We start from the raw sequence: 19956 nt of genomic DNA on the forward strand, positions 1-19956 counted from the left end.
GACCCAGGTGTCCCCGGCCGGGGCCCTGTCGTCGGCGCCGCCGTGCGGGAGGGGAGACATCGCGGTGATTCCGCGAGAAAGCGGTGATTCCGCCTGGAACGGGATGGTGGGAATCATCGCCGTCATTGGTGATCCATTGTTCAACATCGATATTGCGCCAAACGCCTGTTCTCGTACTGGGCGGCGGCAGCCCCTCGACCGGCTCCGTCCGGGCCGCATCACCCGCCCTTGACAAGGGAGTTCCGCTCGGACGAGGACAGTGCGCGCCCGGTGGTGTGCGAATAATCAGGACACCCCGGAGCGTCCTTCACGGCCCGCCCGCGAGCAGGATTGGGGCCCGAATTGGACAGTCTGTAGCGTGCCCGCATGAACGAGCGGATGGGCGATGAGATAAATCCGGGGCTCAAAAAGCCCAGATCTGACAATCTCTTTCACCTTGGCGAATTCCGTACCCTCTGGGCTGCTTACGCCCAGTCGATCCTGGGTGACCAACTGGCACGCGTGGCCCTGTCGTTGCTCGTGTTCGAACGCACCGACTCGCCGGGGTGGACCGCGGCGACGTATGCGCTGACCACCTTGCCGGCGCTGCTGTCCGGGGTGCTCCTGTCCGGCCTGGCGGACCGGTTCCCCCGGCGTACGGTCATGATCAGCTGCGACCTGGTGCGGATGGTGCTGGTCGGGCTGATGGCGCTGCCCGGGATGCCCCTGCCGCTGCTGGCCGGGCTGCTGGTGCTGGCGCAGCTGGCCGAGGCGCCCTTCGGCGCCGCCCAGGGCGCGCTGCTGCCCACCGTGCTCGGCACGCAGAGGTACGAACGCGGCCAGCGGGTCATGCAGATCACCCATCAGGTCGGACAGCTGGTCGGCTTCGCCGGCGGCGGTCTGCTGGCCGCGTGGCTGGGCAGCAACCTCTCCCTGGGCGTGAACGCGGCGACCTTCCTCCTTTCGGCGACCCTGATCAGGACCGGTGTGAAGGCCCGCCCCTCGGCGAGTGCCGACGCCCGCAAGACGCGGCTCGGTGCGCAGGTCGGGGGTGCGGCGGCGCTGATCTGGTCGGACCGCAGGCTCCGGTCGCTGCTGGCGCTGGGGTGGCTCGCGGGCTTCATCGTCCTGCCGGAGGGGCTGGCGGCCCCGTTCGCGGACGAGGCCGGCGGCGGCGCCTACTCGGTGGGACTGCTGCTCGCCTCGCATCCGGCGGGAATGGTGCTGGGCGCGGCGCTGCTGGGCCGGGCCAAGGTCGGTGACGAGTCGCGGCGCCGTCTGCTCGGTCCGTTGGCGATCGGCGCGAATCTGCCGCTCCTGGTCTACTGGCTCGACCCCAGTGTGGCCGTGGCCATGTTCCTGCTGCTGGTGGCCGGGGTGTGCTCCGCCTACCAGATCACCGCCGGCGCCACCTTCGTGCTCCTGACCCCGGTCGACCGGCGTGGCCAGGCACTGGGACTCGCCAGGTCGGGGGTGACCGCCATGCAGGGGATCGGTGTCGCCGCGGGGGGTGTGGCGACGGAGCTGACCGGCTCGTCGGCGAACACCATCGGCGCGTCCGGACTCCTCGGGGTGCTGTGCGCGATTCTCGCCGCCTCCGCCTGGGCGCGGGCACGGGTGTCGGACGAGCAGACGACTCCCCGTAGTGCTTAGGGCATGTCCGGCCGATCGTGGCCGACAGGCCCTGGAAGACCCCCTGGCCGCGAAACGCGGCTAGGGTCGTCGGCAGGAAACCACGTGCGATCCACAGGAGTACCCAGCGATGTCTATCGATCCGTCCTCGATTCCGAATTTCGGGGGCCAGCCCGAACCGCAGGCGGCAGGACCCGAGGGCCCCGTTGTCCCTGACCAGGACCTCGTCAAGCAGCTTCTTGAGCAGATGGAGCTGAAGTACGTCGTCGACGACGAGGGTGACCTCGCGGCGCCGTGGGAGGACTTCCGGACGTACTTCATGTTCCGGGGCGAGGACGAGCAGCAGGTCTTCTCGGTCCGTACGTTCTACGACCGCCCGCACGCCGCGGACCAGCGTCCGGTCCTGCTCGACGCGATCGACGACTGGAACCGCCGCACCCTGTGGCCCAAGGTCTACACGCACACCCACGAGCCAGAGGAGGGCTCCGAGGAGACCGAGGTCTCGGTCCGTCTGATCGGTGAGGCGCAGATGCTCATCGGTACGGGCGTCAGCCTGGAGCACTTCGTCTCGTCGACGGTCAGCTGGGTGCGCGCCTCGATCGAGTTCGACAAGTGGCTGCAGGAGCGCCTGGGCCTGGCCCCGGCCGAGGAGAAGGCGTCGGAGGACGGCGACGACGCCCCGGGCGCCTGAGCCCCCGTACGGCAGTGACACCCCACCCCGGGGCAGCGGTCCGCGCGACCGCCGCCCCGGGGTGGGCCGGTTTCAGGGCGCCAGGCGCCGCAGCCGGCCGGCCGCCTCGCGCAGGACGTCCTCCTTCTTGCAGAAGGTGAAGCGCACCTGGCTGCGGCCGGCGTCCGGGTCGTCGTAGAAGACGGAGTTGGGGACGGCGACGACGCCGCAGCGTTCGGGCAGCGCGCGGCAGAAGGCGTAGGCGTCCTTCTCGCCGAAGGGCGTGATGTCGGTGGTGATGAAGTACGTGCCCTGGGGCCGGTGGACGTCGAACCCGGCCGCGCGCAGGCCGTCGCCGAGCAGGTCGCGCTTGCGGCGGAGGTCGGCGCGGAATCCCTCGAAATAGGAGTCCGGCAGGCGCAGCGCCTCGGCGACGGCGTACTGGAACGGACCCGCGCTCACATAGGTCAGATACTGCTTGGCGGTCCGGACCGCGGCGACCAGCGGGGCGCTCGCGGTGACCCAGCCGACCTTCCAGCCGGTGTACGAGAAGGTCTTGCCGGCGGACGAGATGGCGACCGTGCGCTCGCGCATGCCGGGCAGTGAGATCAGCGGGATGTGTTCGCCCTCGAAGACCAGGTGTTCGTAGACCTCGTCGGTGACCACGATGAGGTCGTGCTCCACCGCCAGTCCGGCGATCGTGGTGAGTTCCTCGCGGGTGAGGACCATGCCCGTCGGGTTGTGCGGGCTGTTCAGCAGCAGCAGCCGGGTGCGGGGGGTGATCGCGTCCCGGAGGGCGTCGAGATCGGGGCGGAAGTCCGGGGCGCGGAGGGTCAGCGGTACGCGACGGCCGCCCGCCATGGCGATGCAGGCGGCGTAGGAGTCGTAGAAGGGCTCGAAGGCGATGACCTCGTCGCCGGGCTCCAGCAGCGCCAGCATGGACGCGGCGATGGCCTCGGTGGCCCCGGCGGTGACCAGGACCTCGGTGTCGGGGTCGTGGGCGAGGCCGTAGCGCCGTTGCTGGTGGTCGGCGATCGCGGTGCGCAGTTCGGGGATGCCGGGACCCGGTGGGTACTGGTTGCCGTGCCCGTCGCGCAGCGCCCGGACCGCGGCCTCGCGGATCTCTTCGGGGCCGTCGGTGTCGGGGAAGCCCTGGCCGAGGTTGATGGAGCCGGTCCGTACGGCAAGCGCCGACATCTCCGCGAAGATCGTGGTTCCGAACTCGGCGAGGCGGCGGTTGAGCAGCGGTCGTCCCTGTGTCATGGCTGTCATCCTGCTCAAAAGCTCTGGAGTTGCTCAAGTCTGCTTTGGCCGTTCGGGGACGGGGGCATCCCCCACACACGCAGAAGGCGCAGGGAAGCGGGGGACCTCGCTTCGGGGGACGGAAGGGCGTGGGGTCGGTGGGTGTTCTCTTCGGTGTGGTGGTCGCGGTCGTTCTGATCGTGTTGTTCGTCTCGGTCCTGGTTCGCGCCGGGAACCGGTCGAAGGCGGGCAGGCGCGGTGTGCGGCGGGGGGCCGCGAGCGGCAGCGCGGGGGGCGGCTGGTGGGCCGGGAGCGACGGGGGCGGTGGTTCGTCCTGCGGAAGCGGGCACTCCGGGCACTCGGGGCACTCCGGTGGTCATTCGTGCGGTGGCGGACACTCCTCGTGCGGTGGCGGTTCCTCGTGCGGCGGCGGGGGCGGATGCGGCGGAGGAAGCTGATCCGGACGGCTGGTTTTGAAGGTGTCCGGCGGGTGAACTCCCGCCGGACACCTTTTTGTTGGGCATTCCGTGAGTTGCCGGTGAACAGATGAACCGGGAGGCCCCCGAGGGGATGGAAACCACGGCAAGTTGGGTAAAAACGCTGTGGATGTGACTTATTCGTGGTTCCCTCGGTTGAGAGAACATTCAGCCCTCGGACCCCAGTTGGACCTGATCGGGCGCTACCCACCTCCCACGCGCATCGCGCCGGGAGCGTCCCCTGTCCATGCGTCCATGCATGCTTGCGGAGCCGACCCATGCTCACGACCCTCCAGACGGCTTATTCCGATACCCGTGCTGCCGATCTGGCCTGGGCGCTGGGGCGCGAACCGCTCCCCGCCCTCGCCGTGCTCGATCTCGATCTCGCGGGTGCCAGGCTTCAGCTGCGCCTGCTCGGCGCCTCCCACCAGGTGCTTCTCGAAGAGGACCGCGGCACCTGTTCCGAAACCGTCGCCTGTATCCCCGGGAGCAGCACCCCGCTCCCGCTCGGTGTCTCCAAGCGCCTCGGGGAATGGGAGTACGAATTCGCGGCGCGCGTCGAGACGCTCTCGGAGGGCTCGTTCGCGGGGCGCGCGCAGGAGCTGCTCGCGCTGGTGGCCGACCACCCGCAGGGTCTCGCCGGGACGTTCCCCGGCAGCCCGCACGCCTTCACCGCCATGCTCGCCCAGCGGACCGAGGGCCAGGTGCGGTGGCGCACCTGGCACGCGTACCCGCAGGAGGGGCAGTTGGTGGTGACGCGCACCCGAGTGGGAGTGCGGATGCCGGCGGCTGCGTTCTGAGTGGCCCCAACTTCGTTGTGAGCACGCCACTTACACCCTTGTGGGTGACAGGCTGCCACGTAATCGTGACGTAGCGTTCGCATCATGATCGACCAGCAGGTGTCGCTGCGAGGGGGCGCGGCATGCCTTCCCGTACGGCCGAGGACCGGTCGGTACCTCGTGCTCGCCGCTGTCTTCGTCTGTGCCGCCTGCGGCCTGGTGTACGAGCTCGAACTGGTGGCGCTCGCCTCGTACCTGATCGGTGATTCGGTCACCCAGGCCTCGGTCGTGCTGTCCGTGATGGTCTTCGCGATGGGCGTCGGCTCGCTTCTCGCGAAACGTTTACGCAGCCGTGCCGCAGTGGGCTTCGGGCTGATCGAGGCGGCGCTCGCGCTCGTCGGCGGCTCCTCGGCGCTGGTGCTGTACGCGTCGTTCGCCTGGATCGGGGAGTCGCGGTACGCCCTGGTCGGGTTCTCGCTCATGATCGGGATCCTGATCGGTGCGGAGATCCCGCTGCTGATGACGTTGATCCAGCGCGTCGACCGGCAGGACGCGGGCGGCGCCGTCGCGGATCTCTTCGCCGCCGACTACGTGGGCGCGCTGGTCGGCGGGCTCGCCTTCCCGTTCCTGCTGCTCCCGATGCTCGGGCAGCTCACCGGGGCGCTGTTCACCGGCGCGGTCAACGCGGCGGCGGGCGGGGCGCTGGTGCTGTGGGTGTTCCGGCGGGACCTCGGCCCGCGCTCGCGGTGGCTGCTGATCGTGTTCAACGTGGCGGTGATCGCGGTGCTGGCGGTCGCCACCGCGCTGGTCGACGACTTCGAGCGGGCGGCGCGGCGCGCGGTGTACGGGGGCGCGGTGCGGGTCGCGGTGCAGACCGAGGTCCAGGAGGTGGTGCTGACCGGATCGGGCCGCAGCTCCCTGGACCTGTATCTGGACGGCCGGCTGCGGGTCAGCGCGCGCGACGAGTACCGCTACCACGAGGCGCTGGTGCACCCGGCGATGAACGGGCCGCACGCCCGTGTGCTGATCCTGGGCGGCGGTGACGGCCTCGCCGCCCGGGAGGTGCTGCGCTACCCGGACGTACGCGATGTCACCGTGGTCGAGCTGGACCGGGGCGTCACCCGGCTGGCCCGTACCGACCCGGCGCTCTCGGAGCTGAACGGCCACGCGTTCCGCGACCCCCGGCTCACCGCCGTCACCGCCGACGCCTTCAACTGGCTGCGGGCGGCGCACGGCGGCTACGACGTGGTGATCTCCGATCTGCCCGACCCCGGGATCTCCACCAGCACGAAGCTCTACTCGGCGGAGTTCTACGGCCTGGTCGCCGAGGCGCTCGCGCCCGGCGGCCGGGTGGTGGTGCACGGAGGCCCCTCGGTGTCCCGGCCGCGCACCTTCTGGACGGTCGAGGCGTCGATGCGGGCGGCGGGCCTGCGTACCCGCCCGTACCGGATCGACGGCCGGCTGGCCGATTCCGCGGCCGGACCCGACCGGGCCACGCACCGGGCCCAGCGCACGCACGGCTGGGGCTTCGTGCTGGCCGGCCCGGGAAAGGCGCCGAAGCTCGGCCTCGCCCGGAGCGCGCCGGAGCTGCGGTCGATGACGGAGCCGGAGCTGGCGGACGCGGGGCGGCGCACGGAGCACGACCGGCTGCCGGGGCTGGAGCCGTCGACGCTGGTGCATCCGCGGTACTGGGGGGAGCGGTGAGCGGGTGGTGGTGTGGGGCGGCGGGGCCCCGGGGGAGCGGTGGGCGGGTGGTGGCCATCCGGGGTGGTGGGGTCTCGGGGGGCGGAACCGCTGACGTGACGGCCGGGGCTGAGTAGGCTCGGTTTCCATGGAGCATGAGGTGTTCGTTCCGGTTCCGGTCCCGTCCCTGAGGCGGACGCTGGGTGACCCCGCCCGCGTCGCGCGCTGTGTGCCGGGTCTGCAGCAGGACGCCGACGCGTCCGCGGGCCCGCTGTCCGGCCGGCTCAGGATCCGGGTCGATGGCCACACGATCACTTACCGCGGCGCGCTGCGGCTCACCGATGCGCCGCAGGACGGCCCGGAGGGCGCGCCCGGGGCCGGGGTCCTGGTGACGGGCGAGGGTGCCGAGGCCCGGGGCAGCGGCTCGGTGAAGCTGAGCCTGACGATCGGGCTGACCGAGCGCGACGGCGGCACGGTGATCGCCTTCACGGGTACGGCGAGCGGCGACGGCCGGATCCTGGAGCTGGACGCGGCGGCGGCGCTCGCGGCGGCCCACCGGCTGCTGGACCGCTTTGCCCAGCAGCTGGTGACGGAGACGCTGGCGACCGGCGGTGAACCGGACGGGCCGCTCGGCGAGGCCGTGGAGCAGGCCATCGAGGAGGCGGCCGAGGAGGCCGACACGACCGGCGCGGCCACCGCCCACGACGCCGTCCCGGAGGCCGGTGGTACCGACGATGTGCCGCCCACCCATGACGCCACGGCCGACGAGGCCCCCGCGGCGGGCGAGTCCGAGGCCCCGGGGAACCCTCCGGGCACCGGATCCGTCTTCGACGCGCCGGTGCCTCCGCCGTCGCTCGACCCGGTGTCCGAGGCGGGGTTCACCACCCCCGAAGACCTTCCGGCGGAGGCCGCGCACGCCAGGCGGACGATGATCGGCCGCAGCGCCGAGGAGGTCGACCACGCGCCGCCGCGCGGCCGGTACGCCCCCGTCCCGTCACCCGATTCGACCACTGCGGGCGCCACGCTCCGCTGGGTCGCCCCGGCCGCCGCGCTCGCGCTGGCGTCCGCCGTGGTGGTGACCCGGGCGCTGAGGCGGCGACGGTAGCCCTCGCGCCAGTAGTGTCGGTCCGGTGAGTAGCAGCGAGAAGGACGTCCGGCTGTCCGTCGGCGACACAGAGTTGACCGTGAGTCCCGCCAACGGCTGTCGCATCGACAGCCTGCGGATCGATGGCACCGAACTGCTGCGGCAGGGGGAGCGGTACGGCTGCTTCCCGATGGTGCCGTGGTGCGGTCGCACCGAGAACGGGCTGTTCCACAACGGCGACGTCCCGCACCGGTTGCCGCTGAACTCCCCGCCGCACGCCATCCACGGCACCGGCCGGGACAGCGCCTGGCGCACCGCCCGGCTGGGCGAGCGGGAGGCGTCGTTCTACTACGACCTCGCCGACCCCTGGCCGTATCCGGGCCGGGTCACCCAGACCTTCGAGCTGGCCGAGGATTCACTCACCCTCGCCTTCGGCATCGAGACCTACGGGGACTCGTTCCCGGCGCAGGCCGGCTGGCACCCCTGGTTCCTGCGCAACCTCGGCGGCGGAGGCAAGGACGTGGAGCTGGCCTTCGACGCGGCCTGGCAGGAGGAGCGGGGCGAGAACCATCTGCCGACCGGCCGCCGCATCCCGCCCCTGAGCGGCCCCTGGGACGACTGCTTCGGGATGCCGGACGGTGTCGAGGTGACACTCACCTGGCCGGAGCAGCTGGAACTGACCGTGAAGAGCAGGACCGAGTGGGTCGTGATCTACGACGAGCAGGACGAGGCGGTCTGCGTGGAGCCGCAGTCCGGCCCGCCGAACGGACTGAACACCGCACCCCGCTACGTCACCCCGATCGATCCGCTGGAGATCGCGACGACGTGGAGCTGGCGCCGGCTCCGGCCCGGCATCGGAGTCGGGGAAAGTTGATGTGAGACGCGCGGCCTTAAGCTCATAGCCATGACTGACGTACGTGCTGACCTGCTCCAGCAGATCAAGGACAAGGCCGTGGTACACGGCAAGGTGACCCTCTCCTCGGGTCTTGAGGCCGACTGGTACATCGACCTGCGCCGCATCACGCTGGACGGCAAGGCCGCTCCGATGGTCGGTCAGGTCATGCTCGACGCCACCGCCGAGCTGGACTACGACTGCGTGGGCGGGCTGACGCTGGGCGCCGACCCGGTCGCCACCTCGATGCTGCACGCCTCCGCCGCGCGGGGGCAGGAGCTGGACGCGTTCGTCGTCCGCAAGGCGCAGAAGGCGCACGGGATGCAGCGCCGCATCGAGGGCACGGACGTGAAGGGCCGCCGCTGCCTGGTGGTGGAGGACACCTCGACCACCGGTGGTTCGCCGCTGACGGCCGTCGAGGCGGTGCGCGAGGCCGGTGGCGAGGTCGTGGCCGTGGCCGTGATCGTGGAGCGGGGCGCGGCTGGGGCCGTCGCCGAGGCGGGGCTGCCGTACGTCCACGTCTACTCGGTGGCCGATCTCGACCTGGCCTGAGCCGATGTCTGGCTTTTGACCTGCGGTTTCTTCCGGGGGTGGGCGGTTTCACGTGAAACCGCCCACCCCCTCCGCATGCCTGCGTCCGGTGCGCCCGAACGCCAGGGCGATGGGCCGGGTGGAGCCGGAGCGAGAGTCTGGGAAGATGGGGGCGACGATGACGTCGCCCCCAGGTCAGGGAACCAGCACGCACACCCGCATATCCCAAGGAGCGGTCAGATGCCCATCGCAACCCCCGAGGTCTACGCCGAGATGCTCGACCGGGCGAAGGCAGGCAAGTTCGCCTACCCGGCCATCAATGTGACGTCGACCCAGACCCTGCACGCTGCACTGCGCGGCTTCGCGGAGGCGGAGAGCGACGGCATCGTCCAGATCTCCACCGGTGGGGCGGAGTTCCTGGGCGGCCAGTACAACAAGGACATGGTCACCGGCGCCGTCGCCCTGGCCGAGTTCGCGCACATCGTCGCCGCCAAGTACGACGTCACGGTCGCGCTGCACACCGACCACTGCCCCAAGGACAAGCTGGACGGCTACGTGCGTCCGCTGCTCGACATCTCCGCCGAGCGCGTCGCCCGGGGCGAGAACCCGCTGTTCCAGAGCCACATGTGGGACGGTTCGGCCGAGACCCTCGCCGACAACCTGGCCATCGGCCAGGAGCTGCTGGCCAAGGCCGCCGCCGCCAAGATCATTCTTGAGGTCGAGATCACCCCGACCGGCGGCGAGGAGGACGGTGTCACGCACGAGATCAACGACGAGCTGTACACCACCGTCGACGACGCGCTGCGCACCGCCGAGGCGCTCGGCCTGGGCGAGAAGGGCCGCTACCTGCTGGCCGCCTCCTTCGGCAACGTCCACGGCGTCTACAAGCCGGGCAACGTCGTGCTCCGTCCCGAGCTGCTGAAGGACCTCCAGGAGGGCGTCGGCGCCAAGTACGGTTCGACGTCCCCGTTCGACTTCGTCTTCCACGGCGGTTCCGGCTCCACCGAGCAGGAGATCGCCACCGCGCTGGAGAACGGCGTCGTGAAGATGAACCTCGACACCGACACCCAGTACGCCTTCACCCGCCCGATCGTGGACCACATGTTCCGCAACTACGACGGTGTGCTGAAGGTCGACGGCGAGGTCGGCAACAAGAAGGTCTACGACCCCCGCAGCTGGGGTAAGTCCGCCGAGGCGGGCATGGCCAAGCGCGTCACGGAGGCCTGCGCCAACCTGCGCTCCACCGGCACCAAGCTGAAGTAGCAGCCGGTACGAAGTGTGTGGCCGTGGGCCCGGTACCCCGTGGGGTGCCGGGCCCACGGCATGTCCGACAGACGCATATGAAGGGGTCGCTGTGAGTTCCAGCGCGCGCTATGACTTCGACACCGTCGTCGACCGCCGGGGCACCTGGTGCGTCCAGTGGGACGGGGTGGCGGACCGGTTCGGGGTGGACGGGCTGCTGCCGTTCACCATCTCCGACATGGACTTCGAGACCGCCCCGGAGGTACTGGGCGCGCTGCGCTCCCGGCTCGACCACGGGGTGTTCGGCTACACCGACTGGCGGCAGGACGACTTCCGTTCGGCGATAGCCCACTGGTACTCGACCCGGTACGGCACGGACGTGGACACCGGGCAGCTGGTCTACGCGCCCTCCGTGCTCAGCCAGCTCTCCCAGCTGTTGCAGATGTGGACGTCGCCGGGCGAGGGCGTGGTCGTCCACACCCCCACGTACGACGGTTTCCGCAAGGCGATCACCGGGCTCGGGCGCGAGCTGCGCGGCGTGCCGGTGGGGGACCGGGCCGCGCTGGAACGCGAGCTGGCCCGCCCCGACAGCAAGGTCCTGGTGCTGTGCTCCCCGCACAATCCGACCGGCCGGGTGTGGACGGCGGCCGAGCTGGACGAGACGGCGTCGCTCGCCGCGCGGTACGGGGTCGCGGTGATCAGCGACGAGATACACGCGGACTTCGTGCACGAGGGGCAGACGCATGTGCCGTGGACCCGGGTCGCGGGCGGCGGTCGCTGGGCGCTGATCACCTCCGCGTCCAAGGCGTTCAACTTCCCGGCGCTGAGTGGTTCGTACGGGCTGATCGGCGATCCGGCCGACCGGACGGAGTTCCTGCGCCGGATGGAGACGGCCGAGGGGCTCGCCTCCCCGGCGGTGCTGTCGCTGACCGCGCACATCGCCGCGTACCGGGAGTCGGCGGCGTGGCTGGACGCGCTGCGGGAGTACGTGGCCGGGAATCTGGCGCTGGTCGCACGCAGGCTGGACGAGGCCCTCCCGGAACTGGGATGGCGGCCGCCGCAGGCCGGCTATCTGGCCTGGATCGATCTGCGGCCCGCCGGGATCGAGGGCGACGCGGAGTTGCAGCGGGTGCTGATCGAGCGGGAGAAGGTCGCGGTGATGCCGGGCGGGGTGTACGGCGCGGAGGGCTTCGTCCGGCTGAACGTGGGGTGCCCGAGGGCCAAGGCGGAGGCCGGGGTGGAGGCGCTGATCCGGGGTGTGCGGGCGGTGACGGCACGGGCGTCGTAGGCATGCCGCCGGTGGATGTGTTCGAGGCCGCGCACAACGGTGATCTCGCGGCCGTACGGGCCGCGCTGGACGCCGGATCCGACGTCGCTGCGGTCGACGAGCGGGGGTGGAGTCCGCTGCACCGGGCCGCGATGGGTGCGGAGGCGGACCCGGTCCGTGCGGCCGCCGTGCTCGGCGCGCTGCTGGACGCCGGTGCGCCCGTCGGGCATCCGGGCGGCGACGGGCGTACCGCCCTCTATCTCGCCGCCGAGTTCTCGCAGTCGCCCGAGGCGGTCGAGTTGCTGATCGCCCGTGGGGCGGATCCCGACGTCACCGACGGCCACGGCAACCACATCACCGTCAACGCCTGGGTTCCGGAGGTCGCCGCGCTGCTGGCGGCCGCCGCCGGGATCGAGCCGCCGGCACCCGACGAGGAGGCTCCCGCGCCGGAGCGGAGGCTGTCGCGGGCGCAGTGGCGCGAGGCGAGGAAGCGGGTCGGGAAGGTGCTGGACGGGCTGGACGCGGCCGGGTTCGTCGCGCTCGCCGACGCGGGCACCACCCAGTCCGACGGCTTCGACGACTGCTCCGAGGCCGCCGAGGGGCGGGACTCCGGTCCGGACGGCCTGGTGGGCTTCTGCTACTACACGGGCCAGGACGCCGAGCGCGCCCGTGCGACGGGGCGCCTCTTCCTGGCGTTCTGGGGCGCACCGGACGGCTCCGCCCGGAAGACGGAGCAGGCCGGTGAACTCGTCGTGGCGGCGTTCCGCGAAGCCGGCTTCCGGGTGGACTGGAACGGAGCGGGTGACAGCCGCCCGTCCATCGACCTGGCCGGCTGACCCGGCGCGGTAGGGGCCGTTGCCCGATGGCCCTCCCGGTGCGGAGCGGGGATGCTGCTCGTATGCCTGATGCAGCCGATGCAGCCGACGCAGCCGACGCAGCCGGTGCGGCGGACCCGGGAGCCATCCGTGTCGCCTCCGCCGCCGGGCGCTGGGTCGTCCTGACCACCGTTCTCGGCTCCAGCATGGCCATGCTGGACTCCACCGTCATCAACGTCGCGCTGCCCCGCATCGGCAAGGACCTCGGCACCGATCTGGCCGCACTCCAGTGGACCGTCAACGCCTACATGCTGACCCTCGCCGGGCTGATCCTCCTCGGCGGGGCCCTGGGCGACCGGTACGGGCGGCGGCGGGTCTTCGTCGTCGGGGTCGTCTGGTTCGCCGCCGCGTCGGTGCTGTGCGGACTGGCGCCGAACGCCGTCGTCCTGATCGCCGCCCGCGCCCTCCAGGGCATCGGCGGGGCGCTCCTGACGCCCGGCTCGCTGGCCCTGATCCAGGCGAGCTTCCACCCCGACGACCGGGCCCGCGCGGTCGGGCTGTGGTCGGGGCTGGGCGGGGTCGGGGCCGCCGTCGGGCCGTTCGTCGGCGGATATCTGGTCGACGGACCGGGCTGGCGGTGGGTGTTCCTGCTCAATGTGCCGCTCGCCGCGGTCTGCGTGCCGGTGGCGCTGCGCCACGTACCGGAATCGCGCGACCCGCACGCGCACGGGCGCTTCGACGTGCTGGGCGCCGTGCTCGCGGCGCTCGCCCTCGCCCTGGTGACCTACGCGCTGATCGAGGCGCCGGGGCAGGGGGCGTCCGGGGCGGTGATCGGGGCGGCCGTCGCGGGGGTGCTGCTCGGGGCGGCTTTCGTACAGGTGGAGCGGACCCGGGCGGAACCGATGCTGCCGCCCTCGGTCTTCGCGTCCCGGCAGTTCACCGCCGTCAATGTGATCACCCTGTGCGTGTACGCGGCGCTCGGCGGCTACTTCTTCCTCTCGGCGATCCAGCTCCAGGTGGTGGCCGGTTACTCGGCGCTCGGCGCGGGTACGGCGCTGCTGCCGTCGACGGTCCTGATGCTGCTCTTCTCGGCCGCCTCGGGCGAACTGGGCCAGCGCATCGGGCCCCGCATCCCGCTCACCGCCGGGCCGCTGATCGCCGCCGCCGGAATGCTGCTGATGCTGCGCGTCGGGCCCGGGTCGAACACCGTCTCCGGCTACCTCACCGATGTGCTGCCCGCGGTCGCCGTGCTCGGCGTCGGGCTGGTCACCCTGGTCGCACCGCTCACCGCGACCGTCCTGGCCTCCGTGGACACCGCCCGGGCCGGTCTCGCCAGCGGGATCAACAACGCGGCCGCCCGCGCCGCGGGGCTGATCGCGGTGGCCGCGCTGCCGCTGCTCGCCGGAATGGGCCCGGAGGCCTACCGGAACGCCGGCGAGTTCGCCGCGACCTTCCGCCGGGCCATGCCGATGTGTGCCGGGCTGCTGGTGCTGGGGGCCGGGATCGCCTGGGCGACCGTACGGAAGCCCCTGGTCGCGGTGGGCGAGGAGGAGCAGGCGCGGCCCGAGTGCACGGTGCACTGCGGGATCGTCGCGCCGCCCCTGGAACCGGCGCACGAGGAGGAGCGGGAACCGGGCGCGAGCTGACCGCGCACGCCGGTGCCCGGGTACCCCCGGCGGGTGCGCGCCAGGCACACTTGAACCCATGTCGATCCACGAGAACCTGCTCGGGGGACCTCCCCCGACCCATCTGCCCGACGACCCGGAGCCGCGCGAGCTGCTGGCGAACGGCACGGCCCCCGCCGATGTCGCCGCGAAGTACCCGACCTCCTCCCTCGCCTGGGCGCAGCTCGCCGACGAGGCGTACGACGGTGGCCGCGTCGTCGAGTCGTACGCCTACGCCCGCACCGGCTACCACCGCGGCCTCGACGCGCTGCGCCGGGCCGGCTGGAAGGGCCACGGCCCGGTGCCGTTCGAGCACGAGCCGAACCGCGGCTTCCTGCGCGCCCTGCACGCCCTGGCGCGGGCCGCGCGGGCGATCGGCGAGCAGGAGGAGTACGAGCGCTGCGCGACGTTCCTGCGTGATTCCTCGCCCACCGCGGCCGAGACGCTCGGCTAGCAGCCGGGTCCGGACCGGCCGGGCCCGGATCGGCCGGACCCCGCGGACGGTGGTGGTGCGTCCGCGGGGTCTGCGCGCCTGTGGGGCGTCCGTTTAGGATGCCGACAGGGGACCGGAGCTCCATCACCTCATGGAAGGGGCGGACCGCTACCCGGAAGCTCGTGTCGAGGAGACAGCAATGTCGACGATCCACCCCGACCCCGAAGCCACCGGTGCGCAGACCCCGCACCTCGACTTCGCGGGAACGACTCCGTACGAGGACTATGTCCAGGCGGATGTCCTGACCCATCTCCAGCACCCTCGCTCCGACGATCCGGGCGAGATGGTCTTCCTGGTCACCACCCAGGTCATGGAACTGTGGTTCACCGTCATCGTCCATGAGTGGGAGACCGCCGCGCACGCCCTGCGCGAGGACCGGCTGAACGTCGCGCGCGACGCGCTCAAGCGATCGGTGCGGGAGCTGGAGGCGCTCAACGCCTCCTGGACCCCGCTCGCCCAGCTCACCCCCGCCCAGTTCAACTCCTACCGCTCCGCGCTCGGCGAGGGTTCCGGTTTCCAGTCGGCGATGTACCGGCGGATGGAGTTCCTGCTCGGCGACAAGTCCGCGTCCATGCTGGTGCCGCACCGGGGCGCGCCCCGTGTCCACGCCGAGCTGGAGAAGGCGCTCGCCGAGCCGGGTCTGTACGACGAGACGCTGGCGCTGCTCGCCCGGCGCGGTTTCGGCATACCGCAGGCCGTGCTCGGCCGGGACCTGACGCGGAAGTACGAGCCGTCCCCCGAGGTCGAGGCGGTCTGGGCGGAGATCTACGCCGACCCCGAGCACCACGACGAGCTGGTCCGGCTCGGCGAGGCGCTCACCGATGTCGGTGAGCTGGTGTGGCGCTGGCGCAACGACCATCTGGTCGCCACCCGGCGCGCGATGGGTTCGAAGACCGGCACCGGTGGCTCCGCCGGGGTCGCCTGGCTGGAGAAGCGGGCCACGAAGAACGTCTTCCCCGAACTGTGGACGGCGCGAAGCCATGTCTGAGAACTCCACGGCCATGTCCGGGAACTCCGCGGCCATGTCCGAGAGCCTCGCCGCGCGGGCCGCGGCGCTGGACGCCGCCGACCCGCTCGCGGACCGGCGGAAGCTGTTCACCCTCGACGACACCGTCTATCTCGACGGCAACTCGCTCGGCGCGCTGCCCGCGCACGTGCCCGCCCGGGTGCAGGAGGTCCTCACCCGCGAGTGGGGCGAGCTGCGCATCCGGTCCTGGGACGAGAGCGGCTGGTGGACCGCGCCGGAGCGGATCGGCGACCGGATCGCCCCGCTCGTCGGGGCGGCCGCCGGCCAGATCGTGGTGGGCGACTCCACCAGCGTGAACGTCTTCAAGGCGGTCGTCGCCGCGAGCCGGCTGGCGTCCCGGGAGCGTGACGAGATCCTCGTCGACGCGACGACCTTCCCCACGGACGGGTACATCACCGAGTCCGCGGCCCGGATGACCGGCCACCGGCTGGTCCCGGTCACCCCGGCCGAGGTGCCCGGCGCGCTGGGCCCCCGTACCGCGGCCGTGCTGCTCAACCACGTCGACTACCGCACCGGCAGGCTCCACGACCTGCCCGGACTCACCGCCGCCGTGCACGCGGCGGGCGGCATCGCGATCTGGGACCTGTGCCACAGCGCGGGCGCCCTGCCCGTCGGCCTCGACGAGTACGGCGTGGACCTGGCGGTCGGCTGCACGTACAAGTACCTGAACGGCGGCCCCGGTTCGCCCGCCTACATCTACGTCGCCGAACGCCACCAGGCGGCCTTCGACTCGCCCCTGCCGGGGTGGACGTCGCACGCCGACCCGTTCGGCATGACCCCCGGATACGCCCCGGCCGAGGGCGCGGTACGAGGCCGGGTCGGCACTCCCGACATCCTCTCGATGCTGGCGCTCGAAGCGTCCCTCGACGTGTGGGACGGGGTGTCGGTCGAGGCGGTACGGGCCAAGTCCCTGGCGTTGACGGACTTCTTCCTGGAGTGCGTCGCGCGGTATCTGCCCGAGGGCCGGGTCGTCCCGGTGACCCCGGTGGCGCACGGCGAGCGCGGCAGCCAGGTCGCGCTGCGCTGCGAGGACGCGGAGCCGGTGATGAGCGAGCTCATCGCCCGGGGCGTCGTCGGGGACCTGCGCCGGCCGGACGTGCTCCGGTTCGGGTTCACCCCGCTGTACGTCGGTTTCGCGGACGTGGAGCGGGCGGCGCGGGTGCTGGGCGAGGTGACCGCCCGGCGGTAGCGCCCTGATCCTGGGCGGGGTGACCGCCCGGCGGTAGCGCCCTGATCCTGGGCGGGGACGGGAACCTTCCGTACTGGTACCGTCCCCGCAGGTCAGGCCAGTTGGGCTCAGCTACAGGACGGTTGGAGCAGCATGTCGGATTCTGCCGCGCGTGATCGGGACGCCGCCGAGACCGAGTCGGCCCTCTCGCATCCACCGGTCGCCCCCGACGCATCCGCCGCCTACGGCAGCCACCCCGACCAGCTGATCGACTTCTACGCCCCGCGCGACGGGCGGACCGGGGCGCCGGTCGTGGTCGTCCTGCACGGCGGGGCCTGGCGGGCGCCGTACGACCGGCAGCATGTGTCGCCGTTCGCGGACTTCCTGGCCCGGCGCGGGTTCGCCGTCGCCAGTGTCGAGTACCGGCGCGGCAGCGGGATCCCGCAGCAGCGGGGTGCCGACCCGGTGGCGGGCCGCTGGCCGGAGACCTTCGACGATGTCGCGGCGGCGATGGACGCGCTGCCGGCGCTGCTGGCCCGGGAACTCCCGGCGGCCGATGCCCGGCGGATCGTGGTGACCGGGCACTCGGCGGGCGGGCAGCTGGCGCTGTGGGCCGCCGCCCGGCACGTACTGCCCGAGGGGTCGCCGTGGCGGCTGCCCGCGCCGCCGCGGCTGCGGGGCGTCGTCGCCCTCGCGCCGATCGCGGACTTCGCCACCGCCGCCGGGCTGGACGTGTGTTCCGGCGCGGTCGGCCAACTCCTGGGCGGCGAGGACGACTTCGCCGAACGCTCCCCGTACGCCGACCCGGCCGCGCTGCTGCCCACCGGCATCGCCACCACCGTGGTGCAGGGCACCACCGACGTCGATGTGCCGCAGGCGGTCTCGGAGGCGTTCGTCGACGCGGCGGCGAAGGCGGGCGAGACGGTGGGGCTGACCCTGCTGCCGGATGTCGGCCACTACCCGCTGATCGACCCGGCGGCGGACGCCTGCGCGGTGGTGGCGGAGGAGCTCGCACAGCTCGCCTGGTGAGCGGGGGTCCGGCCGCTCGGTGGAGTCCGTAGTACTTGCGACGGACGGCCCGGAATCCGTATCACTGCTGACGACCGGGCCCGGCGCGCCGCCTAACGTGGAAGCGTGACCGAGACCAAGAGCAGAAGCCCGGAGATCCAGCTGGCGGCGGGGGCGATAGGCGGCCTCCGGCAGGCCCTCTTCCACGATGCGTTCGCCTACCGTCCGCTGCCCCGGCTGCGGACCGACGCGCCGGTGGTCCGTCTGCTGCCGCAGGGGGCACGGGAGCGCGCCACCTGGGCGGTGCACGCGTTCGTGGCGGTGGTCGCGCTGATCACCTTCCTGCTGGGGATCTCCTCGACGCACCATCCGCTCACCCAGCTGGTCGCGCTGTTCCCGGCCGTCAGCGTGCTGATGACGCTGGTCAGGCCGGTCGGCGCGTTCTGGATCTCGCTGATGCTGACCCCGGTGACCGCGGTGTTCGGCGAGGGCGGGTGGCCGTGGGGGCCGGTCACGTTCTTCGCGCATCTGGTCGTGCTGATCGTCGTCGCGGCCAGGACCGACCGGCGCACCGCCGCCTGGATGTGGAGCCTGACCGTACTGCTCGGCGTGCTCATGGAGAACCTGGTCTGGCGGCCCGGGACCACCACCTTCGGGATGGCCCTGACCTCGGCGTTCGCCCTGCTGGTGGTCTCCATGGTGCAGATCCGCCGCGACGCGGAGCGCGAGGTGACGGTGCAGCGCACCGTGACCGCCGTCGAGCGCGACCGGCGCACGCTGCTGGAGGAGCGCACCACCATCGCCCGGGAGCTGCACGACGTGGTCGCGCACCACATGTCGGTCGTAGCGATCCAGGCCGAGGCCGCCCCGTACCGGGTGGAGAATCCGCCGCCCGAGCTGGAGCAGGCCTTCGTCACGATCCGGGAGAACGCCGTCGCCGCCCTGACCGAGCTGCGCCGGGTCCTCGGTGTCGTACGGGCCGAGGACTATCAGGCGCCGGACGCCCCGCAGCCGACGCTCGCCCAGCTCGACGGGCTCCTCGCCAATGTCGGCGAGGCGGGACTGACGACGGAGAAGGCCATCACCGGTGCGGTGCGCGAACTGCCGCAGGGGGTCGAACTGTCGGCGTACCGGATCATTCAGGAGGCCCTCAGCAACACGCTGCGGCACGCACCGGGTGCCACCGCCAAGGTGGAGATCGGCTATGTGCTGGGCGGGCTCGGCCTGCGCGTCGTCAACGGGCCGCCCACCGGACCGGTGAAGCCCTCGCCGGGGGCCGGTCACGGGATCACCGGGATGCGGGAGCGGGTCGCGATGCTGGACGGGAACATGACCGCCGACACGACCGCCGAGGGCGGGTACGAGATCACGGTGTTCATCCCCGTACAGGCCGATGCCGAGCCCCGGGAACAGGCGGACGTGGCATGAGCACTCACACCGCCCCGTCCATCCGGGTGCTGATCGTGGACGACCAGATGATGGTCCGTGAGGGCTTCTCGGTACTGCTCAACGCCATGCCGGGGATCGAGGTCGTCGGCGAGGCCGTCGACGGCCGGCAGGCCATCGCGCAGGTCGCGGCGCTGCGCCCCGATGTGGTCCTGATGGACATCCGGATGCCGGAACTCAACGGCATCGAGGCCACCCGCGAGATCGTCGCCGCCGACGCGGACGCCAAGGTCCTGGTGCTGACCACCTTCGACCTCGACGAGTACGTGTACCAGGCGTTGCGCGCCGGGGCGTCCGGCTTCCTCCTCAAGGACGCCTCCGCGCGCCAGCTCGCGGACGGGGTACGGGTGGTGGCCGCGGGCGAGGCGCTGCTCGCGCCGACCGTGACCAAGCGGCTGATCAACGAGTTCTCGAAGCTCGCGGAGGCCCCGCGCTCGACCGCGCTGGCCCGGGTCGGCGATCTCACCGAGCGCGAGACGGAGGTGCTCGTCCTCATCGCGCAGGGCCGGTCCAATGCCGAGATCGCCTCGCACCTGGTGGTCGCCGAGTCCACCATCAAGACGCATGTGAGCCGGATCCTGGTGAAGCTGGGGCTGCGCGACCGCACCCAGGCGGCCGTCTTCGCGTACGAGGCCCGGCTGGTCACGCCGTCCTGAGAGGCCGCTGAGGGGCCGCTGAGGGGCCGCTGAGGGGGCTACGAGGGGCGCGGAGGGGGCGGGGAGGGGGCGGGGAGGGCGTGCCGAGGGGGGCGTGTCTGCTCAGGCCGTTCTGGGGGCGGTGGCGCCTGGGGACGCTGTCCTGAGCGTCGTGTCCTGGCCCGCTGCTCTGAGCGGTCGCGCCTGCTCAGGCCGTTGTGAG

Annotated in this window: 18 protein-coding genes; 17 read left to right on the top strand and 1 reads right to left on the bottom strand. The window is 72.1% G+C overall.

The window, feature by feature from the left end:
- Nucleotides 1–378 precede the first annotated feature (378 nt).
- Both ACGF8B_RS02720 and ACGF8B_RS02725 read left to right on the top strand, forming a co-directional pair.
- The gene (locus ACGF8B_RS02720; RefSeq protein WP_392734091.1) at nt 379–1632 is read left to right on the top strand and encodes an MFS transporter; all 1254 of its coding nucleotides are present in this window, start codon (nt 379–381) and stop codon (nt 1630–1632) included.
- 109 nt (nt 1633–1741) lie between these two features.
- Nucleotides 1742–2302: a YbjN domain-containing protein gene (locus ACGF8B_RS02725; protein WP_392734093.1), complete on the top strand. Its 561-nt coding sequence runs from the start codon at nt 1742–1744 to the stop codon at nt 2300–2302.
- Between the two features lie 72 nt (nt 2303–2374).
- On the opposite strand, the gene ACGF8B_RS02730 is transcribed toward ACGF8B_RS02725, so the two are convergent.
- Nucleotides 2375–3544, bottom strand: a complete 1170-nt coding sequence (locus ACGF8B_RS02730) for a pyridoxal phosphate-dependent aminotransferase (protein WP_392734095.1) — start codon at nt 3542–3544, stop codon at nt 2375–2377.
- 733 nt (nt 3545–4277) lie between these two features.
- On the opposite strand from ACGF8B_RS02730, the gene ACGF8B_RS02735 reads away from it, so the two are divergent.
- From ACGF8B_RS02735 to ACGF8B_RS02805, 15 genes are all read left to right on the top strand, one after another.
- Nucleotides 4278–4799: a DUF2617 family protein gene (locus ACGF8B_RS02735; RefSeq protein WP_342282583.1), complete on the top strand. Its 522-nt coding sequence runs from the start codon at nt 4278–4280 to the stop codon at nt 4797–4799.
- Between the two features lie 84 nt (nt 4800–4883).
- Nucleotides 4884–6482 (top strand): polyamine aminopropyltransferase, encoded by a 1599-nt coding sequence (locus ACGF8B_RS02740; protein ID WP_392734097.1) that lies wholly within the window; start codon nt 4884–4886, stop codon nt 6480–6482.
- Nucleotides 6483–6609: 127 nt separating this feature from the next.
- Complete coding sequence (locus ACGF8B_RS02745) at nt 6610–7566, top strand: carbon monoxide dehydrogenase (protein WP_392734100.1); 957 nt, start codon at nt 6610–6612, stop codon at nt 7564–7566.
- Nucleotides 7567–7591: 25 nt separating this feature from the next.
- Nucleotides 7592–8419, top strand: a complete 828-nt coding sequence (locus ACGF8B_RS02750; RefSeq protein ID WP_392734102.1) for an aldose 1-epimerase — start codon at nt 7592–7594, stop codon at nt 8417–8419.
- 30 nt (nt 8420–8449) lie between these two features.
- On the top strand, nt 8450–8989 hold the full coding sequence (gene pyrE, locus ACGF8B_RS02755) for an orotate phosphoribosyltransferase (RefSeq protein WP_392734104.1): 540 nt from the start codon (nt 8450–8452) through the stop codon (nt 8987–8989).
- A gap of 219 nt (nt 8990–9208) precedes the next feature.
- The gene (gene fbaA / locus ACGF8B_RS02760; RefSeq protein ID WP_392734106.1) at nt 9209–10231 is read left to right on the top strand and encodes a class II fructose-bisphosphate aldolase; all 1023 of its coding nucleotides are present in this window, start codon (nt 9209–9211) and stop codon (nt 10229–10231) included.
- A 91-nt stretch (nt 10232–10322) separates the two neighbouring features.
- The gene (locus ACGF8B_RS02765) at nt 10323–11498 is read left to right on the top strand and encodes a MalY/PatB family protein (protein ID WP_392734108.1); all 1176 of its coding nucleotides are present in this window, start codon (nt 10323–10325) and stop codon (nt 11496–11498) included.
- An 11-nt stretch (nt 11499–11509) separates the two neighbouring features.
- Complete coding sequence (locus ACGF8B_RS02770; protein ID WP_392734110.1) at nt 11510–12313, top strand: ankyrin repeat domain-containing protein; 804 nt, start codon at nt 11510–11512, stop codon at nt 12311–12313.
- Between the two features lie 62 nt (nt 12314–12375).
- Nucleotides 12376–13938: an MFS transporter gene (locus tag ACGF8B_RS02775; RefSeq protein ID WP_392734113.1), complete on the top strand. Its 1563-nt coding sequence runs from the start codon at nt 12376–12378 to the stop codon at nt 13936–13938.
- Nucleotides 13939–13996: 58 nt separating this feature from the next.
- A complete protein-coding gene (locus tag ACGF8B_RS02780; protein WP_392734115.1) occupies nt 13997–14410 on the top strand; it encodes a DUF3151 domain-containing protein in 414 nt (137 codons plus the stop codon).
- A 178-nt stretch (nt 14411–14588) separates the two neighbouring features.
- Nucleotides 14589–15437 carry a tryptophan 2,3-dioxygenase family protein gene (locus ACGF8B_RS02785; RefSeq protein ID WP_392734117.1) on the top strand — a complete coding sequence of 283 codons (849 nt, stop codon included), beginning with the start codon at nt 14589–14591 and terminating at the stop codon, nt 15435–15437.
- Entirely contained in the window at nt 15430–16665 is a 1236-nt protein-coding gene (kynU, locus tag ACGF8B_RS02790) for a kynureninase (RefSeq protein WP_392734119.1), read from the top strand. Before ACGF8B_RS02785 ends, kynU begins: the two co-directional genes overlap by 8 nt.
- Nucleotides 16666–16797: 132 nt before the next feature.
- Nucleotides 16798–17673: an alpha/beta hydrolase family protein gene (locus ACGF8B_RS02795; protein WP_392734121.1), complete on the top strand. Its 876-nt coding sequence runs from the start codon at nt 16798–16800 to the stop codon at nt 17671–17673.
- Nucleotides 17674–17778: 105 nt separating this feature from the next.
- The gene (locus ACGF8B_RS02800) at nt 17779–19080 is read left to right on the top strand and encodes a sensor histidine kinase (protein ID WP_392734122.1); all 1302 of its coding nucleotides are present in this window, start codon (nt 17779–17781) and stop codon (nt 19078–19080) included.
- Complete coding sequence (locus tag ACGF8B_RS02805) at nt 19077–19754, top strand: response regulator (protein WP_392734124.1); 678 nt, start codon at nt 19077–19079, stop codon at nt 19752–19754. The genes ACGF8B_RS02800 and ACGF8B_RS02805 overlap by 4 nt, the downstream gene beginning before the upstream one ends.
- Nucleotides 19755–19956 lie beyond the last annotated feature (202 nt).

Source organism: Streptomyces sp. NPDC047917, from assembly GCF_043204345.1.
Classification (GTDB): Bacteria; Actinomycetota; Actinomycetes; order Streptomycetales; family Streptomycetaceae; genus Streptomyces; species Streptomyces sanglieri.